The sequence below is a fragment of the Sphingomonas sp. F9_3S_D5_B_2 genome (genome assembly GCF_054263715.1).
In genome coordinates this window covers 198,688-223,047 of the sequence record NZ_JBSZFB010000003.1, presented here as the reverse complement: position 1 = coordinate 223,047, position 24,360 = coordinate 198,688, and the positions used below count along the sequence as shown (strand labels likewise).

31 protein-coding genes are annotated in these 24,360 nt (G+C 65.6%); 17 read left to right on the top strand and 14 right to left on the bottom strand.

Annotation, left to right across the window (positions count from 1 at the left end; all coding sequences use genetic code 11):
• Position 1: 1 nt before the first annotated feature.
• Positions 2-127, bottom strand: coding sequence for a hypothetical protein (locus ACUXST_RS09710; protein WP_458389775.1), 126 nt, complete (start codon positions 125-127; stop codon positions 2-4).
• A complete protein-coding gene (locus ACUXST_RS09705) occupies positions 124-1,020 on the bottom strand; it encodes a heme o synthase (RefSeq protein ID WP_458390041.1) in 897 nt (298 codons plus the stop codon). The genes ACUXST_RS09710 and ACUXST_RS09705 overlap by 4 nt, the downstream gene beginning before the upstream one ends.
• Before the next feature lie 91 nt (positions 1,021-1,111).
• Between ACUXST_RS09705 and ACUXST_RS09700 the strand changes: the two genes are divergently transcribed.
• Positions 1,112-1,738 (top strand): peptidylprolyl isomerase, encoded by a 627-nt coding sequence (locus ACUXST_RS09700; RefSeq protein ID WP_458389774.1) that lies wholly within the window; start codon positions 1,112-1,114, stop codon positions 1,736-1,738.
• A gap of 94 nt (positions 1,739-1,832) precedes the next feature.
• On the opposite strand, the gene ctaD is transcribed toward ACUXST_RS09700, so the two are convergent.
• Both ctaD and coxB read right to left on the bottom strand, forming a co-directional pair.
• Positions 1,833-3,509, bottom strand: coding sequence for a cytochrome c oxidase subunit I (ctaD, locus tag ACUXST_RS09695; protein ID WP_458389773.1), 1,677 nt, complete (start codon positions 3,507-3,509; stop codon positions 1,833-1,835).
• Positions 3,510-3,528: 19 nt separating this feature from the next.
• Positions 3,529-4,686 (bottom strand): cytochrome c oxidase subunit II, encoded by a 1,158-nt coding sequence (gene coxB, locus ACUXST_RS09690; protein WP_458389772.1) that lies wholly within the window; start codon positions 4,684-4,686, stop codon positions 3,529-3,531.
• Between the two features lie 170 nt (positions 4,687-4,856).
• On the opposite strand from coxB, the gene pyrE reads away from it, so the two are divergent.
• Genes pyrE through ACUXST_RS09665 form a run of 5 tightly spaced genes read left to right on the top strand, consistent with a single transcriptional unit; the run spans position 4,857 to position 8,532 of the window.
• A complete protein-coding gene (gene pyrE / locus ACUXST_RS09685; RefSeq protein WP_458389771.1) occupies positions 4,857-5,441 on the top strand; it encodes an orotate phosphoribosyltransferase in 585 nt (194 codons plus the stop codon).
• Entirely contained in the window at positions 5,438-6,163 is a 726-nt protein-coding gene (locus tag ACUXST_RS09680; RefSeq protein WP_458389770.1) for a pyridoxine 5'-phosphate synthase, read from the top strand. The genes pyrE and ACUXST_RS09680 overlap by 4 nt, the downstream gene beginning before the upstream one ends.
• Entirely contained in the window at positions 6,160-6,567 is a 408-nt protein-coding gene (gene acpS / locus ACUXST_RS09675) for a holo-ACP synthase (protein ID WP_458389769.1), read from the top strand. The genes ACUXST_RS09680 and acpS overlap by 4 nt, the downstream gene beginning before the upstream one ends.
• Positions 6,568-6,589: 22 nt before the next feature.
• The gene (gene lepB, locus ACUXST_RS09670) at positions 6,590-7,444 is read left to right on the top strand and encodes a signal peptidase I (RefSeq protein WP_458389768.1); all 855 of its coding nucleotides are present in this window, start codon (positions 6,590-6,592) and stop codon (positions 7,442-7,444) included.
• Complete coding sequence (locus ACUXST_RS09665; protein WP_458389767.1) at positions 7,444-8,532, top strand: AI-2E family transporter; 1,089 nt, start codon at positions 7,444-7,446, stop codon at positions 8,530-8,532. Before lepB ends, ACUXST_RS09665 begins: the two co-directional genes overlap by 1 nt.
• 6 nt (positions 8,533-8,538) lie before the next feature.
• Here ACUXST_RS09665 and ACUXST_RS09660 read toward each other — a convergent pair whose 3' ends face one another.
• Together ACUXST_RS09660 and rpsU are read right to left on the bottom strand one after the other, a co-directional pair.
• The gene (locus ACUXST_RS09660) at positions 8,539-9,063 is read right to left on the bottom strand and encodes an FKBP-type peptidyl-prolyl cis-trans isomerase (RefSeq protein ID WP_458389766.1); all 525 of its coding nucleotides are present in this window, start codon (positions 9,061-9,063) and stop codon (positions 8,539-8,541) included.
• A 13-nt stretch (positions 9,064-9,076) separates the two neighbouring features.
• On the bottom strand, positions 9,077-9,283 hold the full coding sequence (rpsU, locus tag ACUXST_RS09655) for a 30S ribosomal protein S21 (protein ID WP_155265546.1): 207 nt from the start codon (positions 9,281-9,283) through the stop codon (positions 9,077-9,079).
• 389 nt (positions 9,284-9,672) lie between these two features.
• Between rpsU and ACUXST_RS09650 the strand changes: the two genes are divergently transcribed.
• The gene (locus ACUXST_RS09650; RefSeq protein ID WP_458389765.1) at positions 9,673-10,377 is read left to right on the top strand and encodes a murein L,D-transpeptidase catalytic domain family protein; all 705 of its coding nucleotides are present in this window, start codon (positions 9,673-9,675) and stop codon (positions 10,375-10,377) included.
• A 130-nt stretch (positions 10,378-10,507) separates the two neighbouring features.
• On the opposite strand, the gene ACUXST_RS09645 is transcribed toward ACUXST_RS09650, so the two are convergent.
• Positions 10,508-11,899, bottom strand: a complete 1,392-nt coding sequence (locus ACUXST_RS09645; protein ID WP_458389764.1) for a L,D-transpeptidase family protein — start codon at positions 11,897-11,899, stop codon at positions 10,508-10,510.
• A 179-nt stretch (positions 11,900-12,078) separates the two neighbouring features.
• On the opposite strand from ACUXST_RS09645, the gene ACUXST_RS09640 reads away from it, so the two are divergent.
• From ACUXST_RS09640 to ACUXST_RS09630, 3 genes are all read left to right on the top strand, one after another.
• A complete protein-coding gene (locus ACUXST_RS09640) occupies positions 12,079-12,354 on the top strand; it encodes a PilZ domain-containing protein (RefSeq protein WP_458389763.1) in 276 nt (91 codons plus the stop codon).
• Positions 12,355-12,379: 25 nt separating this feature from the next.
• Positions 12,380-12,685, top strand: a complete 306-nt coding sequence (locus ACUXST_RS09635; RefSeq protein WP_458389762.1) for a PilZ domain-containing protein — start codon at positions 12,380-12,382, stop codon at positions 12,683-12,685.
• Positions 12,686-12,801: 116 nt separating this feature from the next.
• Positions 12,802-13,050, top strand: a complete 249-nt coding sequence (locus ACUXST_RS09630; RefSeq protein ID WP_458389761.1) for a hypothetical protein — start codon at positions 12,802-12,804, stop codon at positions 13,048-13,050.
• A gap of 1 nt (position 13,051) precedes the next feature.
• Here ACUXST_RS09630 and ACUXST_RS09625 read toward each other — a convergent pair whose 3' ends face one another.
• On the bottom strand, positions 13,052-14,020 hold the full coding sequence (locus ACUXST_RS09625) for a peptidylprolyl isomerase (protein ID WP_458389760.1): 969 nt from the start codon (positions 14,018-14,020) through the stop codon (positions 13,052-13,054).
• A gap of 65 nt (positions 14,021-14,085) precedes the next feature.
• Between ACUXST_RS09625 and purT the strand changes: the two genes are divergently transcribed.
• Together purT and ACUXST_RS09615 are read left to right on the top strand one after the other, a co-directional pair.
• Positions 14,086-15,258 (top strand): formate-dependent phosphoribosylglycinamide formyltransferase, encoded by a 1,173-nt coding sequence (purT, locus tag ACUXST_RS09620; RefSeq protein ID WP_458389759.1) that lies wholly within the window; start codon positions 14,086-14,088, stop codon positions 15,256-15,258.
• A 17-nt stretch (positions 15,259-15,275) separates the two neighbouring features.
• On the top strand, positions 15,276-15,683 hold the full coding sequence (locus tag ACUXST_RS09615; RefSeq protein ID WP_458389758.1) for a hypothetical protein: 408 nt from the start codon (positions 15,276-15,278) through the stop codon (positions 15,681-15,683).
• An 18-nt stretch (positions 15,684-15,701) separates the two neighbouring features.
• Here ACUXST_RS09615 and ACUXST_RS09610 read toward each other — a convergent pair whose 3' ends face one another.
• From ACUXST_RS09610 to galE, 4 genes are all read right to left on the bottom strand, one after another.
• The gene (locus tag ACUXST_RS09610; RefSeq protein ID WP_458389757.1) at positions 15,702-15,992 is read right to left on the bottom strand and encodes a hypothetical protein; all 291 of its coding nucleotides are present in this window, start codon (positions 15,990-15,992) and stop codon (positions 15,702-15,704) included.
• A 34-nt stretch (positions 15,993-16,026) separates the two neighbouring features.
• On the bottom strand, positions 16,027-17,670 hold the full coding sequence (locus ACUXST_RS09605) for an ATP-binding cassette domain-containing protein (protein WP_458389756.1): 1,644 nt from the start codon (positions 17,668-17,670) through the stop codon (positions 16,027-16,029).
• Positions 17,671-17,828: 158 nt separating this feature from the next.
• On the bottom strand, positions 17,829-17,954 hold the full coding sequence (gene ykgO, locus ACUXST_RS09600) for a type B 50S ribosomal protein L36 (protein ID WP_006833921.1): 126 nt from the start codon (positions 17,952-17,954) through the stop codon (positions 17,829-17,831).
• Positions 17,955-18,064: 110 nt separating this feature from the next.
• Complete coding sequence (galE, locus tag ACUXST_RS09595) at positions 18,065-19,054, bottom strand: UDP-glucose 4-epimerase GalE (RefSeq protein WP_458389755.1); 990 nt, start codon at positions 19,052-19,054, stop codon at positions 18,065-18,067.
• Positions 19,055-19,131: 77 nt separating this feature from the next.
• Between galE and ACUXST_RS09590 the strand changes: the two genes are divergently transcribed.
• The 3 genes from ACUXST_RS09590 (at position 19,132) to gpmA (ending at position 21,752) form a co-directional block, all read left to right on the top strand.
• Entirely contained in the window at positions 19,132-19,800 is a 669-nt protein-coding gene (locus ACUXST_RS09590) for a DUF6445 family protein (protein ID WP_458389754.1), read from the top strand.
• Between the two features lie 102 nt (positions 19,801-19,902).
• On the top strand, positions 19,903-21,066 hold the full coding sequence (locus ACUXST_RS09585; protein WP_458389753.1) for a M14 family metallopeptidase: 1,164 nt from the start codon (positions 19,903-19,905) through the stop codon (positions 21,064-21,066).
• Positions 21,066-21,752, top strand: coding sequence for a 2,3-diphosphoglycerate-dependent phosphoglycerate mutase (gene gpmA, locus ACUXST_RS09580; RefSeq protein ID WP_458389752.1), 687 nt, complete (start codon positions 21,066-21,068; stop codon positions 21,750-21,752). Before ACUXST_RS09585 ends, gpmA begins: the two co-directional genes overlap by 1 nt.
• 3 nt (positions 21,753-21,755) lie before the next feature.
• Here gpmA and ACUXST_RS09575 read toward each other — a convergent pair whose 3' ends face one another.
• Positions 21,756-22,334 (bottom strand): GGDEF domain-containing protein, encoded by a 579-nt coding sequence (locus tag ACUXST_RS09575; RefSeq protein ID WP_458389751.1) that lies wholly within the window; start codon positions 22,332-22,334, stop codon positions 21,756-21,758.
• A 142-nt stretch (positions 22,335-22,476) separates the two neighbouring features.
• Here ACUXST_RS09575 and purE point away from each other — a divergent pair, with 142 nt between their 5' ends.
• Both purE and ACUXST_RS09565 read left to right on the top strand, forming a co-directional pair.
• Complete coding sequence (gene purE / locus ACUXST_RS09570) at positions 22,477-22,959, top strand: 5-(carboxyamino)imidazole ribonucleotide mutase (RefSeq protein WP_458389750.1); 483 nt, start codon at positions 22,477-22,479, stop codon at positions 22,957-22,959.
• Positions 22,956-24,020, top strand: coding sequence for a 5-(carboxyamino)imidazole ribonucleotide synthase (locus ACUXST_RS09565; RefSeq protein ID WP_458389749.1), 1,065 nt, complete (start codon positions 22,956-22,958; stop codon positions 24,018-24,020). Before purE ends, ACUXST_RS09565 begins: the two co-directional genes overlap by 4 nt.
• Positions 24,021-24,042: 22 nt before the next feature.
• Here the strand turns inward: ACUXST_RS09565 and ACUXST_RS09560 are convergent, their stop codons facing one another.
• On the bottom strand, positions 24,043-24,333 hold the full coding sequence (locus tag ACUXST_RS09560) for a hypothetical protein (protein WP_458389748.1): 291 nt from the start codon (positions 24,331-24,333) through the stop codon (positions 24,043-24,045).
• Positions 24,334-24,360 lie beyond the last annotated feature (27 nt).

Below are 24,360 nucleotides of genomic sequence, written 5' to 3'. Positions count from 1 at the left end.
GTCACCAGTTGCGGCTCGTCTTGGCGATCGTGATGAAGAACATCAGGACGACGAAGGCGCCGAGCAGCCATGCGAAGATGCGGGCGCGCTGACGCTGCCGCCGGACGACCTCCTCGTCGGGGTTCACAATGCGATCCAGCGGTCGGCGACCAGCGCGCCGAACAAAGCGAAGAGATAGAGCACGGAGTAGCCGAAAAGGCGCTTTTCCGGAGCCATTGCGCTCGGCTCGGTGGCGCGATTGGTGAGCACCGGCACTGCAAGCGCAACGAACACGGCGCTGAGGACTGCTGCCGCAATGCCGTAGATCGGCCCGGTCAGGTGCAGCGGCCAAGGCGCGACTGCCGCAGCAGCCATAGGCAGGCTGTAGATGAAGATTTGGCGACGCGTGTTCTGGGGGCCTGCGACCACGGGCAGCATCGGTATGCCGGCAGCCGCGTAATCCGACCGCACGAACAGTGACAGCGCCCAGAAGTGCGGTGGAGTCCACAGGAAGATCAGCGCGAACAGCAGGACCGGCAGAACAGCGAATTGACCGGTTACCGCGACCCAGCCGATCAACGGCGGAAACGCGCCGGCCGCCCCGCCGATGACGATGTTCTGTGCCGTCCGCGGCTTCAGCCACATCGTGTAGATGATGACGTAGAACAGGATCGAAGCGGCAAGCAAAGCGGCCGCGAGCCAGTTCGTGGCCAGGCCCATCAGCAGGACAGAGAAGGCGCCGACTCCGACTCCGAAGTGGAGCGCGGACTGCCGCTCCATCCGCCCGGCCGGCAGCGGGCGCTTGGCGGTCCGCCGCATCTTCGCGTCGATTTCCACCTCGTACCATTGATTGAGCGCACCGCAGGCGCCGGCGCCGAGCGCGATGCAGAGGATCGCCGTGAAGCCGAGCGCCAGCGCCGGCATCTCCGGCGCGGCGAGCAGTCCGCACAGCCCCGTGAACACCACTAGGCTCATGACGCGCGGCTTGGTCAGCGCGAGAAGGTCGCGCCAATCCGCCGGAAGCGCGGCCGGGGTGGTCATTTCGATGGTGGGCACGGAGCGCCTATAAGGCGCTGGCGCCGCTCCGAAAACCCCCTCTCCCCCTTACAAGCGAGCAAGCTATGCTCGGGCAATGATCAACCGAATCGCCCTGCTCGCCGCACTTCTTGCAACGCCAGCCCTCGCCCAGGTCGCGCCGCCGGCACCGCCCGCCGCAACCGGAGCTCCCGCACCGAAGGATGATCTGGTGCCGGTGGCGCTCGACACCAGCCTCGGCCGCATCGTTATCGCGCTCGACCGTGGGCGCGCGCCGATCACGACGGCCAACTTCCTGCACTATGTCGACGCGCACCGACTCGATGGCGAAAGCTTCTACCGCGCCATGCACGTGGGTGCTGGAGGCCTCATCCAGGGCGGCATCACCAGCGACGCTCGCAAGCTGTTCCCGCCCATCGCGGACGAACCGAGCAGCAAGACGGGCGTCCACAACACCGCCGGAGCGGTCTCCATGGCGCGCGGCGCTCCGGGAAGCGCGACCGCGGACTTTTTCATCCTGCTTTCGGACATGCCCAGCTTCGACGCCAAGCCATCGGGCGCGGATCCTGACGGCTACGCGGCATTCGGTCACGTGACGGAGGGAATGGACATCGTCAGGCAGATCTTCGCAGCGCCCGTTTCTGCGACGAAGGGCATCGGCCCAATGAAGGGCCAGATGCTCGACCCCACGATCAAGATCATCAAGGCCACGCGGGTGAAGTAAGAGGAGCGGCGCGCTCGCTCCCCGGCAATTCCCAAGCAAAGAAAAGCCCCGCCTCGGTCCTCCGCGGCGGGCACTTCCTAATTTGTTTGCCGGCCTAGTCGATGCGCGGCAGGGTCGAGAACTGGTGGAACGGCGGCGGGCTGGACAGCGTCCACTCCAGCGTCGTTGCGCCTTCGCCCCACGGGTTCGCCGGAGCCTTCTTGCCGGCCGCGAGCGACCAGAAGATGTTCACGAAGAAGATCGCCACGCCGACCACGGTGATCATGTAGCCGATCGTCGAGACGCGGTTCCACTCGGTGAACGCCGGTGTGTAGTCGGGAATGCGCCGCGGCATGCCATCGAGCCCAAGGAAGTGCATCGGAAAGAACACGATGTTCACGCCGATGAACATGATGAAGAAGTGCAGCTTGCCGAGGAACTCGTTGTACATGCGGCCGCTCATCTTCGGGAACCAGTAGTAGAAGCCCGCGAAGATCCCGAACACCGCGCCGAGGCTGAGCACGTAGTGGAAGTGCGCAACCACGTAGTAGGTGTCGTGCATGTAGTTATCGACGCCGCCGTTCGCGAGGACGACGCCGGTGACGCCGCCGACCGTGAACAGGAAGATGAAGCCGATCGCCCACAGCATCGGCGTCTCGAAGGTGATCGATCCGCCCCACATGGTGGCAATCCACGAGAAGATCTTCACGCCGGTCGGAACCGCGATGATCATCGTCGCCGCCGTGAAATACATCTTCTCGTTCACGTTCATGCCGGTCGTGAACATGTGGTGGGCCCAGACGACGAACCCAACCACACCGATGGCAACCATCGCGTAGGCCATGCCCAGATAACCGAACACGGGCTTGCGGCTGAACGTCGCGACGATCTGGCTGATCATGCCGAACGCCGGCAGGATCATGATGTACACCTCGGGGTGTCCGAAGAACCAGAACAGGTGCTGGTAGAGGACCACGTTACCGCCGCCCGACGCGTCGAAGAACGTCGTGCCGAAGTTGCGGTCGGTCAGCAGCATGGTGATCGCGCCCGCTAGCACCGGCAGTGCCAGAAGCAGCAGGAAGGCGGTGATCAGCACCGACCACACGAACAGCGGCATCTTGTGCAGGGTCATCCCCGGCGCGCGCATGTTGAAGATGGTGGTGATGAAGTTGATCGCGCCCAGGATCGAGCTGGCGCCGGCGAGGTGGAGCGAGAAGATCGCCATGTCGACAGCAGGACCGGTCGATCCTGACGTGGAAAGCGGCGCATAGACGGTCCAGCCAGTGCCCGCGCCAAGCCCCGTTCCGCCCGGTACGAAGGTCGAGCCCAGAAGGAGCAGGAAGGCCGGGACGAGCAGCCAGAAGCTGATGTTGTTCATGCGCGGGAACGCCATGTCAGGCGCGCCGATCATGAGCGGCACGAACCAGTTGCCGAAGCCGCCGATCATCGCCGGCATGACCATGAAGAACACCATGATCAGGCCGTGCGCCGTGATCAGCACGTTCCAGTGGTGGGTCCACTCGTCGAAGCTCGCGGTACCGGCGCCGATCGGCCAGGCGCGGTTGAGGACCTGGATGCCGGGCTCCATCAGCTCCCAGCGCATGATGCCGGAGATGCCGCCGCCAATGACACCCGCGATGATCGCGAAGATCAGGTAGAGCGTGCCGATGTCCTTGTGGTTCGTCGACATGAACCAGCGGGTGAAGAACGCCGGCTTGTGGTCCGCATCGTGATGCGCGTCATGCGCCTCGTGCGGCTGGAGGTGGAGGGCGTCGGCGGCGGTCGTGCTCATGGCGTTCGGGTCCTGGTGATCAGTCGTTAGCCGTCGCGCGATTGGCGACGTTGGGGTTGTTCGGTGCCGGTGCGGGCGTCGCCTTGGCGCCCCCTGCGGCTGCAGGTGCCGGCGTAGTCATCTCTCCGGCTGGACCGTCGGTCGTCGTGCCGCCCGGAGCTGCGGCCGGCTTGGCGCCTGGCATGGAGCCGCCCTTCGAGGCCACCCAGGCGGCGAACTGCGCCTGCGGAACGGCCTCAACCGAGATCGGCATGTAGGCGTGACGGGCGCCGCAGAGCTCGGAGCACTGCCCGAAATAGACGCCGGGGCGATCGACCTTGGCCCACGTCTCGTTGAGCTGGCCCGGGTTCGCGTCCTGCTTCACCCAGAATGCCGGAACGGCGAAGCTGTGGATGACGTCGTCGGCGGTGACGATGAACTTCACGACCTTGCCGGCCGGAATCACCAGGCGCTGATCGACGGCAAGAAGCGGCGGGCCGTCCGCGTTTGTCCGCGCGCGCTGGTCCTTCTGACGAGTCGGATCGTTCGCTTCCTTCAACATGTAGCTGTCGAAGGACACGCCATAGTCGGGCAGCTCGTACGACCAGTACCACTGGTGGCCGGTCACCTTGACCGTCACGTCCGCGCGCGGCGGGCTGTATTGGTGGCGAAGAAGGCGGATGGACGGGATCGCGATTGCGACGAGTATCAGCACCGGAACGAGGGTCCAGACAACCTCGATCACGGTGTTGTGCGAATTGCGCGAAGGCGTCGGATTGGCGCCGCGGCGGTAACGGATCATCGTCCACAGGAGCAGACCGAGCACGATGACGCTGATGATCGCGCAGAGCGGCAGCAGCCAGTCGTTGTGGAAGTGGGACGCTTCCTGACCGATCGGCGTGACCTGCTCCTGAATGCCCTTTCGTCCGAAGATCGGCACGCCGACGTCGGTTGCGGCCGGCGTTTCCTTGTAAGCGCCGTAGCTTTCCTTCGGCGTCGCGGCGACAGTCGGACCACCGGCGGCAGACTGCTGCGCCACCGGCGCAGTGGGCGCGTCCGGCTGCGTCGGCTGCTGGGCGAAGCCGGCAGGGGGCTGCTGCGCCGATGCATTGGGGGCAGGCGCACTCGCCGTGTTCTGCGCAGCTGCGGGTGTCAGCCCGGCAGCGGCCAAGGCAATCGCCCATCCAATCAGTCTCATTCGTACCCCTGACGTGTTGGGAACGGCAGCGCGGATGCGCCTCCATGATTTGCGAGGCTCTATAGGCGCGGCTTCCCTGGGCCTCAAGCGCCTGATCGGCGTTCGCGGACACCGCGGTTGAAGGCCTGTCTGGGCGGGCCTATTGCCACCTTGCAAACCGAGGAGCGGCAATGACCGACAACGAAATCCTCGCGGAATTCCGCGACGCCGACGCCCTGCTGGAAGGACATTTCATCCTTTCGTCGGGGCTCAGGAGCCCGCGCTACCTGCAATGCGCGCGGGTGCTGATGGACCCGGCCCGCGCGGAACGGCTCGCTCGCGCACTGGCCGCCAAGCTGCCTTCGGATGTTCGCGATCAGGTGGATTCGGTCGTCTCGCCCGCCATGGGCGGCGTGATCATCGGCCATGAGGTGGCGCGAGCGCTCGGCAAGCCAGCCATGTTCGTCGAGCGCCCACAAGGAACGTTCGAGCTTCGCCGCGGCTTCCGGCTCGAGCGCGGCGAGCGCGTCCTGATGGTCGAAGACGTCGTCACCACCGGTCTCTCGTCGCGCGAAGCGATTGCGGCCATCGAGCGTGCAGGCGGCAAGGTGATCGGCGCGTCGGCGCTGGTCGACCGCTCCGGCGGCACGGCGGAGCTCGGCGTTCCCTTCACGCCGCTCATTCGCATCGACGTGCCGACCTTCGACGCCGAAGCCCTCCCGCCCGACCTCGCCGCCATCCCGGCAGTGAAGCCAGGGAGCCGCGCCGCCGCGTGAGCAAGCTGCGTCTTGGCGTCAACATCGACCACGTCGCGACCATCCGGAACGCGCGCGGCGGCGATCACCCGGATCCGGTACGTGCAGCTCGCCTCGCCGCAGATGCGGGTGCGGACGGAATTACTGCCCATCTGCGCGAGGATCGCCGTCACATCACCGACCGCGACATCGACCGCCTGATGGCCGAGATCCAGTTGCCGCTGAACCTCGAGATGGCGGCGACCGAGGAGATGCTCGACATCGCGTTGCGCCACCGGCCGCACGCCGCCTGCATCGTTCCGGAGCGCCGCGAAGAGCGGACGACCGAGGGCGGGCTCGATGCTGCCGGCCAGCTCGCATCCCTGGCGAGCTACGTCGAGCGGCTCGTCGGCGCCGGAATCCACGTCAGCCTGTTCATCGAGCCATCGGAACGGCAGATCGAAGCGGCGTTGCGGCTGGGCGCTCCCGTCGTCGAGTTCCACACCGGGCGCTACGCCCACGCTGCAGGTGACGAGCAATCGGCCGAACTCAAGCGCATCAGCGACTGTGCCGCCCTTGCCGCGACGAATGGCGTCGAGCCGCATGCCGGCCATGGCCTCACGTTCGACAATGTCATTCCCGTCGCGGCCATCCCACAGATCGCCGAGCTCAACATCGGACACTTCCTGATCGGCGAGGCTATCTTCACGGGACTGGATGCAAGCGTCCGGCGCATGCGCGAGCTGATGGGCGCCGCCCGATGATAATCGGTATCGGCTCGGACCTGTGCAACATTGATCGGATCCAGCATTCGCTCGACCGCTTTGGCGGCCGCTTCCTCGATCGCGTGTTCACCGATGTCGAGAAAGCCAAGGCCGCTTCCCGTCCGCTCACCACCGCCGGAACCCTCGCCAAGCGCTTCGCGGCGAAGGAGGCCTTCTCGAAAGCGGTCGGCACCGGCTTTCGGCGCGGGGTGTTCATGAAGGACATTGGCGTCGTGAATGCAGCGTCAGGCGCGCCGACCATCGTCGCAACCGGCGGTGCCAAGGCGCGCCTTGACGCCCTTGCGCCGGCAGGCCACGCCATCGACATACACCTGACGATGACCGACGATCATCCCTGGGCGCAGGCCTTTGTGATCCTGACTGCCCGCAAGCTGGAGCCGTGACCTGAGCGACAATCCCACACCTTTGACGGCCGACGAGGCTCCGCCGCCAGCAGAGGTTGCTGAGCACGGCGGCTCCGTCCTCTGGCGCGAAATCAAGGGCATGGTCTGGGTGCTGCTTGCGGTGCTCGCCTTCCATAGCTTCGTAGCCAAGCCCTTCTACATCCCGTCGGAATCGATGATGCCGGGGCTGCTGACGGGCGATCGCCTCGTGGTAACCAAATATCCCTACGGCTGGTCGTGGGTGAGCCCGAGCTTCCATATCTTCCCGCACTGGCAGGGACGGCTGCTGGGCCGGATGCCGAAGCGCGGCGATATCGTCATCGTCACTCCGCCCGGGACGACCAGCGACTACATCAAGCGCGTGATCGGCTTGCCCGGCGACATCGTCCAGATGTCGGACGGCCAGCTCACCATCAATGGCCAGCGCGTGAAGCGCGAGTGGCAGAAGTCTTCGCTGCTGCCGATCGATCCTAACTCGCCCTGCGGTTCGGAGCATGACCCGGCGCTCTACAACTATCGCGTCCAGGGGCCCGGCGGACGGATGTACTGCCGCGTGCCCGTCGTCCGGGAGACGCTTCCGGGCGGACGCACCTACGACACGGTGGAACTTGGCCGCTCGACGGAGGACGATTTCGCTCCGGTCCGCATCCCCGCCGGCCATCTGTGGCTGATGGGCGATAACCGCGATGACAGCGCCGACAGCCGCGTTCCGGAAATTGGCGGCGGTCTTGGCGGCCCCGTACCGTGGGAAAACATTGGCGGCCGCGCTGAGTTCATCACCTTCTCGCTCGATGGCACCAGCGTCTCGTACAATCCGCTGACCTGGCTGAAGGCGCTTCGCCCGGGCCGCTCCGGCACGTCGCTTCGGCAGAACTGATGGCCGAACGCCCCGCCACGACCGAGCCCCATGTCGAGCGGCCTGGTCCGGCGGAGTTCCGCGACCCCCATGTCCTCCGGGAGATGCAGAAGGCCGCGGTGTGGTTTGGAATGGCGCTCGCCATCATCGGCGTCGTCGTCCTCGCCCAGCCGCTGCTGCTGATCATCGGCGGCGCGATCTTCGCCGTGTTCCTTGACGGCGGTGTCCGCCTGCTCGGCCGGGCACTGCCAATCCCGCGCGGGTGGCGCCTGCTCATCGTCATTCTGCTCGGGTTCGGGTTCATCGGCTGGGTGTTCTGGTTCGCCGGGACAATGATCGGCAGCCAGGCAGAGGCGCTCCGGGCCGTGGTGACGACGCAGTTCCACCGGATGATGGACTTCGCTGCTTCGCTCGGGCTGATTCCCGCCGGGCAGAAGCCGGAAATCGGAACCGAGCTCATGGGTTCGGTCGGCCGACTGAGCAGCGCGCTTGGAAGCGCGGTCGGAGCCGTAACCAGCGTCGTCGCAATGCTCGTGATCGGCATCTTCCTCGCGTCGGAGCCGCGGATCTACGACCGTGGCGTCGCATGGATGCTGCCGCTGCGGGTGCGCGGTGGTTTCTACCGGATCGCCGAGCATGTCGGCTTCACCATCCGCCGACTGCTCTTCGGGCGGCTGGTGGGAATGGTGTTCGAAGGCGTGTTCACGTGGTTGATGTTGTCGCTCGGCGGAGTGCCGATGGCCGGCCTTCTCGGTCTGGTTACCGGCGTGCTCGCCTTCATCCCGAACATCGGCGCGATCACGTCCGGTATCCTGATGGTGGCGGTGGGGTTCAGCGCCGGCACCAATCAAGGTCTCTACGCGATCTTCGTCTATTTCTTCGTCCAGAACATCGACGGCTATCTGGTGGTGCCCTACATCGCCCGCCGCACCGTCGACCTGGCTCCGGCGATCGTGCTCGCCATGCAGCTGCTGATGGGCGCGCTGTTCGGAATCTTGGGTGTGCTTTTCGCGGACCCGATACTCGCGTCCCTCAAGGTCGTGCTTGTGGACCTCAGCAAGCAACATGCGCGCGACGATCCGGATCCCCCGGAGGTCGTCTCCAGCTAGCCGCTACTAGGGCTGCGGCGCGCCTTGCTGCTGTTGCATCATCTGCTGCTGCTGCATCATCGCAGCGCCGCCGGGCACGATCTTGCGGACCCGCACATCAAACGTTAGCGGGCTGTTCTTGGGCCACGCCGGCGGCGGCGGATTGCCGGCGAAGGCAAGTTCCTGCGGCATCGTGAAGCGGTACTGACCGCCGGCCTGCATCCGGGTCATCGCCTCTGCAAAGCCGGGGAACACCTGGTCCATCGTGAAAGGCTGTGGCCCGCCGTGCGTTTCGCTGCTGTCGAAGACCGTGCCGTCGTTGGTCGTCAGCACATAGTCGAGCAGAGCCGCGTCAGTGCGCTGGATCGGCTGGCCCGTTCCGGCCACGATCGTTCGGAACTGGAGTCCGCTGCTCGTGAGTTCAGGACGGAGGGAGCCTGCACCGAACCAGGCCAGCGCCAGAGCGGCGGCAATCAGCACGAGGAATGCAATCCCGAGCCGCCCGGCGGTACCGCCGCGGCGTTTCGGATGCGCAAGAGAGGCGACGGACACGCCGCCAGTCGACTTAGCGGGCGCCTTCGCGCTCGGCGCGCTTGCGCTCGAGCTTGCGGGCGCGGCGGATTGCAGCCGCACGCTCGCGGGCGCGCTTCTCCGACGGCTTCTCGTAATGCCGGCGCAGCTTCATCTCGCGGTAGACGCCTTCGCGCTGCAGCTTCTTCTTGAGCGCGCGCAGCGCCTGCTCGACGTTATTGTCGCGAACGATGATCTGCATAAACTGCCGTCACACTCCCAGAATTGATCATGGCCGAATCGCTTTCGATCCGGCCGTGCCACAGTAACCCCGGCGCCTTCTGGCACCGTCCGGACTACAGCCAATGTCCCTTGCCACCGCAGGCAGGACCTGCAGCGGAGGCGCGCCCATAGCAGCGCCCTACCACAGCATCAAGTCGCAAGGCTCCCACCTCAACTGCGGGATGCTGCCTAGTCGCTGGAATTAACGCCTGTCTGATTCGGCAAACTGCCCGATCGGATGGCCGAACACGCCAAAGCGCTGCGACGAGTCGAGTATCGCGCGGGACAAAGGCCGCCATTGCGGCAAATGGGTTATCGGCTCTTAACCCTTTGAATGATAAAAGGTTGCCCTTGAGCGGAGGGAATCGAATGACATTGAATCGACGGGAAATGTTGCGTCTTGGTGGTCTCGGCGCCGCCGGTGCGATCCTGTCTTCCGCGGCGAGCTCGAGCGTCTTGCCCAAGATCATCTATCCGACGCAGCCGGCCTTCCAGCCGCTGCCACCGACGACGCTCGCCAGGGTGCCCGCGCAGGTTGCTGCGGCCCCGAGCGCTCCTGCGGGCATCGATCCGCAACTGTTTGCCCGCGCCAAGGCAGCCCTTGATGCCCACCGCGGCGTTCCGCGTGACTCCATGGGCATTGTCGACTTCTCCGACGCGTCCAGCGACCCGCGCTTCCACGTTCTCGATATCCGCAGCGGCACTGTCGAGAGCCACCGTGTCTGTCACGGCCGCGGCTCCGATCCTGATCACTCCGGCTTCGTCGAGCGCTTCTCGAATGATTTCGGTTCGTACGCCACCTCGAACGGCGCTTATGTCACCGGCGATTACTACAACGGCAAGTACGGGCTTTCGATGAAGGTTCGTGGACTCGACTGGTCGAACAACAATGCCGAGGCGCGCGCCATCGTCATCCACAATGCCTGGTATGCCGAGCCCGAGATGATTGCCATGCACGGCAAGCTCGGCCGCTCGGAAGGCTGCTTCGCGATGTCGCGCAAGAGCCAGTGGGAAGTAATGCGCAAGCTCGCGGGCGGGCGCATGATCTACGCCGACAAGCCGCTCGAAGCCTAAGCGGTCTTGTAAGGCGCTCCGCAACGAGCGCGTACGAACATAATCAACGCTGAGTTTCGCGCGTCAGATCACATCTGGCGCCGGCAAGCGGCGCGAACCGCTCAAGCGGCGTGACCGCTCCCGATCGGCGCTACTTCGCCGCCACCTGGTTTGGAGCGTCGGCCTTGGGCTTCGGCGCCAGGCTTGCTCCGCCATCCTTCATGGCCAGCGCGGCCATCGCCTTCCCATCTCGGCCATAGAGATCGCGATAGTCCACAATCTTGCCGTCGAGCAGCGCCGCCGCGCTGAAATAGACGATGTAGACCGGCAGCGGCTTCACGAAATTCGCCTGCACTGTCTTCTTGCTCGCGAGCGCGGAATGGATCTTGTCCGATGTCCACTCGCCGCCGTCATCACCAAGCAGCTGCGTGGCGAGGTCCATGATCTTCTGCGTGCGGATGCAGCCGTGGCTGAGCGCGCGAACGTCACTGTTGAAACGGCTGCGAGCGTTCGTGTCGTGCAGGTAGATTGCCTGCGAGTTGGGCATCACGAACTTGATCTGGCCGAGCGCGTTGGTCGGTCCCGGCGGCTGACGCCAGCGCTGCACCTTGCCGTCCGGACCCTTCACGGCAACGAAGCCCCGCTTGCCCGCGGCCTCGTGCTGGATGCTCTTGGGCACTTCCCACCACGGGTTCAGGATCACGCCCACGGCGGTCGCCGACAGCTGCGGAGTCGGAGTGGAAAGCTTGCCGGCAATCGCCCGCTCCTTCCACCGGTTGGTTCCGTTCTCGACCAGCGTGGCATGGAAGCCGGGCACGTTGACGATGATGTACTTGTTGCCGAGGTCGCGCGGGAGCCAGCGCCAGCGGTCCATGTTGAGGCGGATGCGCTCGACCTTGGCGGTGTCCGCGAGGGAAGCGCCTGCGAGTGCCGCTTTCAAGGCCGCATATTGGGGATGCGTCGGTAAAAGTGAGCGCAGCGCGTCCGGAACCCGGTGCTGCGCAAGTGCGCTGCGCAGAAGCGTATCCTGCTTGGCGCTGTTGAGATCGTTGTCCGTGACATACCAGTCGACGCGCGCGGCCTTGCGGACGTGGCCCATCGCCAGGTCCCAGGACAGGCGATTGAACCGGTCCGTCGCCTCCGCGGACATGACCATCGGGTTGCCGCTGCGAATCGCCGCCGAGAGAGCCGTCGGATCGTAATCCGAAGGGTTGAGGCCCTCGGCACCGACTTGCGCGATGTAGGCAAGCAGGTCCTGAGCGTCACGATAATCCCACATCACCGGCGGCAGCTGGACCGGCGCAAGGCGGTCGGGCGCAGTCGGCTGCGCGACCTGGTAGTCGGGATTGCCCGGGATAGGCGCGCCGGGCTGCATTGCGGCGGGGCCGGACGGCCTGGTCGGAAGAACGGGACCGGGGACTGGCCGGCCGTAGCGGACCTGGGCCAATGCGGAGGCCGGCAGCAGCGCTCCGGCACTCAACAGCAACACACACTTCGTCACCGCGCTCATCGGCAGCACCAATCCGTTCGTTTTCAATGACATCCCATGCCCCACTTCCTGCATACACGGGAAGAACAGCACCCGCCAGTGATCCCAACGCCACAGTTGAACCGCTCGTCGATAGCAGGACACCAAAGTTTAAGTTTCAGTGGGTTAAGACGCTGGTGACAGCTTGTGGGGAGATGTCGAGAGTGGTGTCCGAACTAAGTCTTGATGGCGGAATGATCCCTCGCACGAGCGAGCGGGTGATCGATGAGCGTGGCGAACTGCGGCACGCTGCTGTGTCCGGCACGGCAGTGCTCGACTTTCGTGGCCGCCGCCATGTCGTCCGGCTCGTCAACGTCTCGTCATCCGGTGCGATGATCATCTTCCCGCATGTGCCGCACATCGGGGAAACGGTTCGTGTTCAGTTGCTTGACCGTGGCCAGATCGCCGCCCAGGTTATCTGGGCGAAGAGCGGGCGGGTCGGTCTGTCCTTTGCCGCGGGCGGGGAGTAAGCCGGCCATGGAGATGAGCTTTTCGATGATCCGTGCGCGCATTGCCGACGCTGAGGACCAGAGCGAGCGCAGGCGCTACGCCCGCCGGCACGTGGCTATGGATGCGAAAATGCGCGAACTTGGCGCAAATGGAGTAGAAGCCCGCGTCCTTAACATCTCCGAGAGCGGCTTCATGGCCGAGGCGCAGGGCGACTTCGAGGTCGGCACCCGGGTGTGGCTGATCTTGCCAGGCCGGGAGCGGGCAAACGCAGTCGTCAAATGGATTGCCGGGGACAAGCTGGGCGCCGAGTTCGCCGAGCCGATCTCGCTCGAGGGCCTGAAGCGCGCCTAATTTCGGTCGCGGCTGCGGCGTTTGAAAATTGCGATGGACGCTGTCTCAAAGGAGGCTCGAGGTGCAACCGCACGCCGGGTCGCTCGTTCCTTCCCGGTCGGGAAAGGAAGCATGGCATGGCGAGTACGGCGTTCAGCGAGATGCGCAGACCCTTCGAACGAGGGTATCACGCGGTGTACCGCGAACACGAGGTCAACCACTGCCCCGGCTGTGGGCGGACTCACTGGCTGATCGGCCGGGTGTCGGCCGAATGCGCCTTCTGCGCGACAGCGCTGCCGCTGGCGGAGGCGAGCACGCGATCCCACAACACACCGACGGTCATTCAGCACAAGAACCGCCACTCGCCGGCCTGGGCCGCAGCCTAGGCTAGGCCCTCTTCCGGATTGGGACCTGGGCGTTGCACACGTCCACCCCGCCTGCCGGCACTTCGTAGAAATCGTCCTTGCGGTTGGCCTTCAGGCGCAGCCACGTGGCGAACGAGGCGCTGTTCGGCTCCAGATACTCGTAGGCAGGGCGTTCCGCCGGCGGCATGTCGCTGGCGAGTCGGATGTTGGTGATCGGCACGTACTGCGCCTTGTCAGCGTAGAAGCCTAGCGCGCCCGTCCCGCGTGGCAGGGAACTGAGCCGCTCGATCCCCTCGAGCACCCGGCCCACGAGCGCGATGTTGCGGTCCAGCTGCCGCGGTGCGTGGCCGATCACGGCATAAAGCTCCCCGCCGGTGCCCGTGTCGGGAGCAAGGTCGCGGCCGACGCCCACGCTGCCATAGCAGTGCGTCAGAGTCGCCCAGCCAGCCGTTCGATCGTAAGCAATGGGCCAGCCATCGGCGTAGCCCGTCGAAGGTGCGTACGGATCGCCATAGCCGAGCGGCCTGACGTTCAGACCGGCGAGAGCGCGGGTATATTCCGCCGGCGGCTTGGCAACCACGCCTGCGGGCCACGGGCGGTTGCTCTCGTTGAGCCCCCATTGGGCAACGTAATTGTCCTGAAGACGGTAGATGGTGGCACCATCCCAATAGTGCCCGCGAGCGAGAAACTTGATGTTCCAGACGTGCACGGGCGCGAACTCGGGCGCGAGTTGAATGACGACTCGCCCGCGGCCGGCAAGATCCATGACCAGAAGATTATCGGGGTCAATCGTCCGCCAGTCCGCAGGAGCCGCAGCACCAACGATATCGCCGGGCGTGAGCGGCTTCGCGGCAGGCGGCGCCGCCACGTTGGGTGGAAGCAGCGGCTGCGCTGCTGGTGGGGCAACCGGGATGTTGGGAGGAACGGGCTGGGCGGCAGGCGCCGCCCCGGTCAGCAGCACGGCGGCGGCGGCAAGTACAAAGGATCGCATGGTTTTCTCCCCCTCGTGCGCCATGGTCTAGCGGAGCAAAACGCCGGCGGCTATCGGCTCCTTCGATGTACATCGCGACGCTGATGCTGCTTGGATCCGGCGAGTTGGGACGCGAGTTCGCAATCGCGGCGAAGCGACTCGGCTGCCGGGTCGTCGCGTGCGATCGCTACGCTGGCGCTCCGGCGATGCAAATGGCCGATGCATTCGAGGTCTTCGCAATGCTCGACGGAAGCGCGCTGCGCGCCGCGGTCGAGAAGCACCGGCCGGACCTGATCGTCCCCGAGATCGAGGCCATAGACACGGCGACCTTGGCTCAGCTCGAGGGAGAAGGCTGGCGCGTCGCCCCTTCCGCCAAGGCCGTCCAACTCACCATGAACCGGGACAGCATCCGCGAATTCGCCGCGCGCGAGCTTGGCCTCGTGACCTCGCACTACCGCTTCGCCGAGACGCGCGAGGAAGCGATCGCAGCCGCCGCCGAAGTCGGGCTGCCGTGCGTGATCAAGCCCGTCATGTCGAGTTCTGGCAAGGGCCAGACAACCGTCCGCAACTCCGGCGAAGTCGGTGCCGCGTACGACTATGCGGTGGCGAACATGCGCGGCGACCGGCCGCGCGTCATTGTCGAGGAGTTCGTCGCCTTCGACAGCGAAATCACGCTACTCACCGTCGCCACCAAGGAAGGCGTCATCTTCTGCCCGCCAATCGGCCACCGCCAGGAAGCCGGGGACTATCGCGAAAGCTGGCAGCCCGCCGCTATCCCTCAGGAAGCCCTGCACTCGGCCCGACACCAGTCGCGCAAGGTAGTCGAGGCACTTGGCGGGCACGGCCTCTTCGGCGTCGAATTCTTCATCCGCGGTGACCAGGCGATATTCTCGGAATTGAGCCCGCGACCGCATGACACGGGTATGGTGACGCTCATCTCCCAGTTTCCGAACGAGTTCGAGCTGCACTTCCGCGCGGTTCTCGGACTGCCGATCCGGTCCGTCGAATTCGCCGGTCCGTCGGCATCGGCTGTCATCCTCGCGTCCCAGGAGAGCGACAACTTTGGATTCGAGGGGGTGGCCGAAGCGCTCTCGCTGGGGTCGCGCGGTAAGCCCGTGGACCTGCGCCTCTTCGCCAAGCCGAACACGTTGAATAATCGCCGCATGGGCGTTGCGCTTGCCCGTGGAGACGATTGGGAGGACGCCGTTGGCCGTGCGAAGGCTGCAGCCGCGCGCGTTCGCATTCGTTACGACAATTGAGATCAACGGAGGCCCAGATGCGAAGCCGACCAGCCAATGCCCTTGCCATCGCCGTCGGCTTGCTCTCGCTAGGCGCCTGCAATGAGCAGAATTCAGGAAACAACGCGCCGCGGCGCGAGATCCGGGTTCAGAGTGACGAGCAAAAGCAGTTGCACCAGCTCGATGCCTTCAACGTCGGCATCGGCCTGAAGCGAGCAATCTACGACGCCGGCTACAGCTGCAAGCGCGTCACCGACGCCGGTTTCGTCGGCAGGTACAAGAATCTGGACGAGTGGATGGCCCGCTGTCCCGGGCGCGATTGGGCAATCTTCGCGGGCCCCGACGGCAGCGCTCAGGTCCGTGACTGCAAGGACGTTCCCGGGACCGGACTGCCGCCGTGCGTGATCAGCAAGCGGCCGGAAGGCAATTTCGACAAGCCGGAGTGAACGTCCAGGCGGGGCCCCTCAGGCGCCGTCGCACTGGCGAGTTTCCTTGTACTCGCCGGAGGCCGACTTTTCCTTGATGGTGACGCACTTGCCCTGGCGGACTTCCTCGCGCCAGCTTCCGTCCGGCTTGGTGACGCGATTGTTGGTCTTGGGCACGCGCTTGCCGTCGCGGATTTCGTAGCCCCATTTCGGCGGCGTCGGACGGCTCTGCGCGACGGCCACGCTGCTGTACGCCGCTGCGCCCAACGCTGCAGCAGTCGTTACCAGGATCGCCTTTCGGATCGCGTGCATCGTCGGAATACTCCTCATGGTCCCTCTTAGCGCAGGGCCAGTGAACGGGCGCTTACTGTTCTTCCACGCCCTGAGCCGCCCCTGTTTCGGGCTCCAATACCCCATCTTGGATGCGGAAGCGCGAATCGCAATGGCCTAGGGTCGACGCCCGGTGCGCGACTAGGACCGCCGCGGGGCGGGGTTCGAGGCCTTGCAACGCGGCAATGACGGCAGCTTCGGACTCGGGGTCGAGGGCGCTGGTCGCCTCGTCGAGGATGAGCAGGGTCGGACGCCGCAGCAGCGCGCGGGCAATGGCGAGGCGTTGTCGCTCTCCCCCCGAGAGCTGACTGCCGCGATCGCCAATGCGCTGATCCAGGCCCGCGGCAAACGACCGCACACGTTGCTCCAGACCCGCCGCGCGGAGAGCGGACCACAGCACATCGTCGCTTGCCTCCGCTCCGTCGGCGAGGAGGTTGGCTCGGACGCTATCGTCGAACAGCGCCCCGTCCTGGCCGATATATGCAAGCGACGAGCGCCAGCGTTCCAGCCATTCACCCGTGAGCGGGACACCGTCGATGCTGAGGGTCCCCCGCTGGGGAGCAAGCAAGCCGGTAAGCACGTCGAGCATGGTCGTCTTCCCGGATCCCGATGGCCCACCGAGGCCAGCCCACTCTCCCGCCTGAAGCTCGAAGGATGCCGAGCGAAGACCGGCGCTGCTGGCGTGCACATAGGCGACCGCGTCGGCTGTAAGCGTCCGCCACTCAAGCGGTTCCGCCCGAGTCCGGTGCGCCGGCGCGTCCTCGATGCCGTGCAGTCGGTCTCGGACAGCGCCGAAAGACGGAGCGTAGGCGGCGACATATTGTGCAGCCTGCTGCAGCTGCTGCGCAGGCACGGCCATGCGCGCGAACAGGACGAGACTGGTGACCAGGATCGGGAATGGCAGCCCGAGCAGGCGGTAGCCGACGAACAGTAGAACCGCCGCAGCAATCGCGCTTGCCGTGAACGCCAGTGCCCGCGCTGCGGCTATGTCACCCTGATAGCGGGCAACTTCGCTTCGCGTACGCTTGAGGGTCGAGCGATACTCGACCAGGAACTGCGAGACGGTGCCTTGCGCCAGCGCCGCCTTCAGGCCGGCGTGCAGCCGGAACCCCGAGCCCGTGCTTGCTTCGGAGCTTTCGACGAGCGCCATTCCGCTGCGGACCCCGCGCCGCAACCAGCCGATCGCCAGGATCGAGGCGGCTGCGACAATCGCGAGTGCAAGCAGGCTCAGGAGCGGCGACAACAGCGCCGCCAGGACGAACTGCACAAAGAGCATTACGGCGCCGACGGCGAAAGCCTGCGCCTGGGCAGCCGCAAGGGCGGCCCGTGGAACGTCGTTGAGCAGGAGCGACTGCATGCCCGCCTGACCGATCCCGCTGGCGAAGGTCCAGCCGCGGGCCGCAAGCGTCGATGCCGAGCGCAGGCGCAGCGACGCTTCGTATCCGGCCTGCAGCTGGGCGAGCCGCTTGTCCCGGGCGAAAACAATCGCGGAGCGCAGACCCATGACAACGATGAAAGCGACAAGCACCAGCGTGAAGCGCCGCTCGGGCGTGAAGGCGTCGGCGAAATTGGTCAGGCCGGCCAAAGTGCCCGCCGTCGCGGCGCCACCGATGGCGATGGTGGCAAGCGGGACCAGAAGGAGGATGCCGGCGCCTTCGGCAATCGCGCCGCCAAGCATCAGCGCCAGCGCCAGCCACAGGCGAGCGCCGGCGAAATTTCGATAGTCGGTGAGGAGCGCCGAGGCGTCGCTCCGCCCGGTCCGGCTCAGGTCACGAGCGGACGCGCGCGACCTCCGTTGACCCTGCCGAGTTCGGCCGGGCCCGGCTGCGCATGGGCTTAGCCCTGCCTCGCTTTGAAGCGGCGGTTCGTCTTGTTGATGACGTAGGTGCGGCCACGGCGGCGAATCACGCGGCAATCGCGGTGGCGCGACTTCAGCGACTTCAAGCTATTGCGAATCTTCATGGCCGGGCGCCTGCCTCGTTCTCTATGCGTCTAGTTGTTGGAAGGTTCTTCGAAAACCGGCGGCTCCCGTAGAGGAGAGCCACGGCTGAAGTCAAGTTCGGCCCCTTGGTTTAGCCGGCGAGCTTGCGCTCCCAGGCGAGAGCGTCGCCGACGATACGATCGATGTCGGCGTTGGCTGGGCGCCACTCGAGCGTGCTCAGCAGCGCCGCATTGGCGGCGACGAGCATCGGCGGGTCGCCGGCCCGGCGCGGGCCGGTCTCCCGCTGCACGGGGGTCCCGTTCACGCGGTCCACTGCGTCTAGCACCTCCATTACCGATAGGCCTTTGCCGTAGCCGCAGTTGAGGACGAGGTTTTCGCCGGGGTGCGCGATCAGGTGCTCCAACGCAGCGACGTGCGCAGCTGCGAGGTCGCTGACGTGGATATAGTCGCGGATGCAGGTGCCGTCGGGCGTCGGGTAATCGGTGCCGTATACCGCGACTTGGTCGCGCTTGCCGACCGCCGCCTCGACCGCCACCTTGATCAGATGCGTCGAACCCTTGCCGCGCTGGCCGGCGCGGCCGTCCCGGTCGGCCCCGGCGACGTTGAAATAGCGCAGCGCCCCGTAGTTGAATGGAAGTGCCGCCGAAGCGTCCGCCAACATCCGCTCGGTCATCAGCTTGGACGCACCGTACGGGTTGATGGGCTCCTTCGGGTCCCCCTCTTCGATCGGCACCCGCTCGGGCGCTCCGTAAACAGCCGCGGTCGACGAGAAGAGGATGTGCTTCACGCCCGCTTCAACCGCGGCGCTCACCAGCGCGTGCGTCGCAACGGTGTTGTTGAGATAGTAGAAAAGCGGCTTCTCGACCGACTCCGGGACCACGATCGATCCTGCAAAGTGCATGATGGCCTGGATGCCCTGCTCCGCAACGATGCGGGCGACCAGCGCGCTGTCGGCGACCGATCCTTCGTAGAACGGCACGTCATCGGGCACCGCCTCGCGGACACCGTTCGACAGATTGTCGATGACGGACACGCTCCACCCGGCATCCTTCAACGCGAGCATTGCATGGCTGCCGATATAGCCGGCACCGCCGGTGACGAGGACTGGGACTTTGTTCATGGGTCGAGCCGCTAGCGAACCCGGGCAGCGAATTCCAGCGATTGCCGACGCGCGGCGGGCGGACCTAAGGAGGCCGAATGCAAACTGCCGACGACCTGTTCAGGCTTTCCGCCTCGGCCACTGCGCGATTGATGACCGCAGGCGGGTCGATCCCCGTCCTGCTCATCGACGAGGTCTATGAGCGGCCCGACGAAATTCGGGAGTTCGCGCTTGGTCTGCAGTTCGAGTCTCCGCCATACGCCTACCCTGGAAAGATCGCCGCTCCACCTCTGAGCCCCTCGCTTGAGGCGATCAGCGCCTGGGCACTCCGGGTTGCCAACGAACATTACCTGCGACGCGTGCCGCCGCTCGCCAAGGACGGGCAGCAGATCACGGCGTTTCGAAAGGTGCTAACGGACTTCGCGATCATCGACGTTCATCCCGACGAGCTGTCGCCGACGCAGCGGCTTCCCCATGTCGACCCCGTGCCCGTCTTCGGATTGATCTACCTGAATCGGGAAGAGCGCGGCGGCACGCTGTTCTTCGAACGCGTGCCCGGCGGGGGAAGCGAACAGTCGGAGAGCGGCTATCTGACGAGCAGCAACGGCGAGTACGAGTTCCGCGGACGTGTCGAAGCCGCGTTCAACCGGATGGCGATCTATCCTGGCTTCATTCCGCATTCGGGCGAAATCGCCGGCGACTGGATTGCCGACGAGCGCCGCTTCAGCAGCCCGCGCCTGACTCAGCGCTTCGTCTTCTTCCCCTAGCTGGCGCGCTGCCGCGGCGGTGTTTAGCCCGGACGTTTGCCTGTTGAGCGGCGGCGCACTATCAGCCGCCGCAAATTCCACCTCATCCGAGTAGCAACTTCCATGAGCCTTACGATCTCCAGCGCCTTTGACGCCGGGAACATTCGCGTGACCTCTCAGGAAGGCGACCGCGTCGACCTTGAGATCGTCACGGATCACATGTCCGACTTCTACCAATGGTTCTATTTCCGGGTGTCCGGCGCTGCCGGGCGCGAGATCACGCTGCGCATCACGAATTGCGCGGCGTCCGCCTATCCGCACGGCTGGCCCGACTACAAAGGCGTGATGAGCCTCGACCGCGAGGAATGGGTGCGCATCCAGGACACGAGTTACGCCGACGGCGTGCTGACCATGAGTCTGACGCCGCCGCAGGACGTCGTGTGGATCGCCTATTTCGCGCCCTACTCGATGGAACGCCACCACGACCTCGTGACCCAGACCGCGAGCATTCCCGGAGTCCAGTATCGCTCGCTCGGCAAGAGCCACGACGGTCAGGATCTGGACTGCCTGACGATCGGCGAGGGACCGCTCAGCGTCTGGCTGTATGCGCGCCAGCACCCCGGCGAGAGCATGGCCGAGTGGTGGATGGAAGGCGCGCTCGAGAAGCTCGTCGACGAGGATGATCCCGTCGCCCGCGTGCTGCGCAAGGAATGCACCTTCCGCGTGGTTCCCAACATGAACCCGGACGGGTCGCGGCGCGGGCACCTGCGGACCAACGCAGTCGGCGTGAACCTCAATCGCGAATGGCACGCACCTTCGGCCGAGAAGAGCCCGGAGGTCCTCTGCGTCCGCAATGCGATGGATGAGACCGGCGTCGACTTCGCAATGGACGTCCATGGCGACGAGGCGATCCCGGCCAACTTCCTTGCGGGCTTCGAGGGGATCCCGTCACTAACCGAGCGCCAGAGCCGGCTCTTCGAGCAATTCAGCGAGACGCTCGAGCGGCTGTCGCCGGACTTCCAGCGCGCGCAGGGCTACGAAGTCCCCGCTCCCGGGCAGGCCAATATGTCGATGTCGACGACGCAGCTGGCCGAGCGCTACGGGTGCGTGTCGATGACGCTCGAGATGCCCTTCAAGGACAATTTCGATTTGCCGGATGAGGTCTACGGCTGGTCGCCGCAGCGCTCCAAGTATCTCGCCAACGCCTGCCTCGACGCGCTGCATGCCATCCTGCCCGAGCTCAAGTCTGCCGCTCTCGGAGCGAACCGGGAAAAGGTCACCGCCTGATGCCGACCCTCGTTCTCCTCCGCCACGGGCAATCGCAGTGGAATTTGGAGAACCGCTTTACCGGGTGGTGGGATGTCGATCTGACGGACGCAGGCGTGGCGGAAGCGCGCGCCGCCGGGACGCTTCTGCGCGACCGCGGAATGGACTTCGACTGCTGCTTCACCAGCGTCCTCACCCGCGCCATTCGCACGCTCGACCTCGCCCTTGGGGAGATGCAGCGGCTGTGGCTCCCGGTGATCAAGGACTGGCGCCTGAACGAGCGGCATTACGGCGGTCTCACGGGGCTGAACAAGCAGGAGATGATCGACAAGGTCGGGGCCGAGCAGGTCAAGATCTGGCGCCGCAGCTACGATATCCCGCCGCCGCCGCTGGAGCCGGGCAGTCGCTATGATGTCGCCGCCGACCGTCGCTATGCCGACGTGTCGGTGCCCGTAACGGAGAGCCTCAAGGATACCGTGGCCCGCGCCGTGCCTTATTATGAGAGAGAGATCGCTCCGGCGCTGCAGAGCGGCAAGCGCGTGCTGGTCGTTGCCCATGGCAATTCTCTGCGCGGCATCATCAAGCACCTGTCGAAAATCGGCGACGACGAGATCGTCGGCCTGGAGATCCCGACCGGGCAGCCGATCGTCTATGATCTCGCGGACGATCTGACCGTCGAGCGCCGCTACTATCTTCGGGACGCCTGAGGCTTAAGCCGCAGCCTTGTGCCGGTACATCTCCGCGTCGGCGCGGGCGATGGCAGTCTCCGGCGTATCCTCGCCAGTGATCATGGCGACGCCGATCGCAACGCTCAGCGGCAGAAGCTCGCCGTCGTGCTTGAAGTCGCAGTCGGCGATGAGGTCGATCAGCCGGGCAGCGGTTTCGTGGGCGCTCGTTTCGTCGACATGGCTGAGCAGGATCGCGAACTCGTCCCCACCCATGCGGGCTACCAGGTCGCTCTTGCGGATGCCGTCGACGAGGAGCCGCGAGACCTGGATCAGCGCCTCGTCGCCCGCGCCATGGCCGAAGCAGTCGTTGATCATCTTGAGACCGTCGAGGTCGACGAACAGCAGTGCGGCTTGCTCGTCGTAGCGCTTCACCCGATCGATGAGTCGCTCCAGAACGCGCATCAACCCGCGCCGATTCGGCAGGTCGCTCAAGCTATCTCGATGGGCGAGTTCGTCGAGTTGCTCGACGCGGTGCCGGAGGTGGGCAACCTCCTCCTGAAGACGGCTGATTTCGCCGCGCAGACGATCCGAGTCCGAGACCTCGGTAACCTCGTCAATCATGCCTCGAGCACCCCTGCTTCAGCTACATGCCATAGCGTGATTCCAAGCACCTGAAAATGCAGGAATTCGCCGGTGCGGTTTACATGCCACAGTCACCCCCCCTAAACGAGCGCGCTTGGCGCAACTGCTTCAAGGCGGGACAATGGACGAGCCGCTGGTCGGCATCATCATGGGCAGCCGGTCGGACTGGGAAACCATGCGCCATGCCGCGGAAGCCCTCGGGACGCTTGGCATCCCGTTCGAAGCGAAGGTCGTTTCGGCTCACCGGACCCCGCAGCGGCTGTACGACTATGCAAGCAGCGCGCGCGGCCGCGGCCTGAGACTGATCATCGCCGGCGCCGGCGGGGCAGCCCACCTGCCGGGCATGGCGGCGTCGATGACCCCGCTCCCGGTCTTCGGCGTGCCGGTCGAAAGTCAGGCGCTGAGTGGCCTCGATAGCCTCCTTTCGATCGTGCAGATGCCAGCAGGCGTGCCGGTCGGGACCCTCGCGATCGGCAAGCCGGGCGCCATCAACGCGGCATTGCTCGCCGCCTCGGTGCTGGCCTTGCAGGATTCGGCCCTTGCCCAGCGGCTCGACATTTATCGCGAAGAGCAGACCCAGTCGGTGGCCGACAGCCCCGAATGATCGTTCCGCCCGGCTCGACGATCGGAATCATCGGCGGCGGCCAGCTTGGCCGCATGCTCAGCGTTGCCGCGGCGCAACTCGGCTACAAGTGCCACATCTTCGACCCCGACGATCATCCCCCGGCCGCTGACGTGTCCGCGTCGTTCACGCGGGCAGCATACGACGACATCGAGGCGCTCCGCAGGTTCGGCGGTGAGGTGGACGTCGCGACCTACGAGTTCGAGAACCTGCCCGCGGCGCCGCTCGAAGTGCTCGGCGAGAAGCTCCGGCCCGGCACACGCTCGCTTGCCGTTTCGCAGGACCGCGCGCGCGAAAAAGCGTTCATCGAGGGCTGCGGCGCGCGAGTCGCCCGGTGGCGGCAAATCTCGAGCCTGGACGAGGTCCGCGCCGCCGTCGGCAACCTCGGCGTGCCGATCGTTCTGAAGACGCGGCGTTTCGGTTATGACGGCAAAGGCCAGGCCTGGATCCGGTCGGACGCCGATGCCGAGAGCGCGTGGGACGCCATCGAGCATGCGCCGGCGATTGCGGAAGCGGGCGTCGGTTTCACTGCCGAATTCTCGATCATCGTCGCCCGCTGGGCGGACGGCAGGCATAGCTTCTGGGACTCGCCGGAAAACGAGCACCGCAACGGCATCCTCCACCTGTCGAGCGTTCCGTGCAGCGATGCCTGCGCAGCTCAAACGGAAGACGCGCGGGCGGCAGCGCTGCGGATTGCCGAAGCGCTGGGACATATCGGCGTTCTCACGGTCGAGTTCTTCGCGAGCGAGTCAGGCCCGCTCGTCAACGAGATTGCCCCGCGCGTGCACAACAGCGGGCACTGGACAATCGAAGGCGCCGTCACCTCCCAATTCGAGCAGCACATCCGTGCGATTTGCGACCTGCCGCCCGGCCCGACGGGGCTGGTGACGGGCCGTGCTTCGATGGAGAACCTGATCGGCGACGACGTCCATCGCTGGCCCGAGTTGGTGGCGGAAGCCGGCGCCCACGTCCATATCTACGGCAAGGGCGAAGCTCGCCCGGGGCGCAAGATGGGGCACGTCACGCGCGTCGGCCGCAGCTGAGGTCGCCGAGGCTGGAATGCAATCAGCGGAACTCGCCTGACCGGATGCAGGCGCCGATGTCGCCGAATCCAAAGTCGTCGAGTTGTCCGGTTTCGCCAAGGAAGCTGCAGACTCCGTTGGCGAACTGCGCTTCCGGTGTCTTGGCCATCTGCAGGCAGTGCGAGATTTTCATCGCATATGCGGGAGCCGTCGCCAGCGCGTAGCAGACGTCGCTGCGGGCACGTGAGACGGCGAGGCCGGACGTGGCATCAGCACGAGCGGGCGGCTGAGCGGCGCCGAGCGCCGCCAGCGTAAGCAGGATGAAGGTAATCATCGTGACCTCATCGGTGGATGCGGGAAG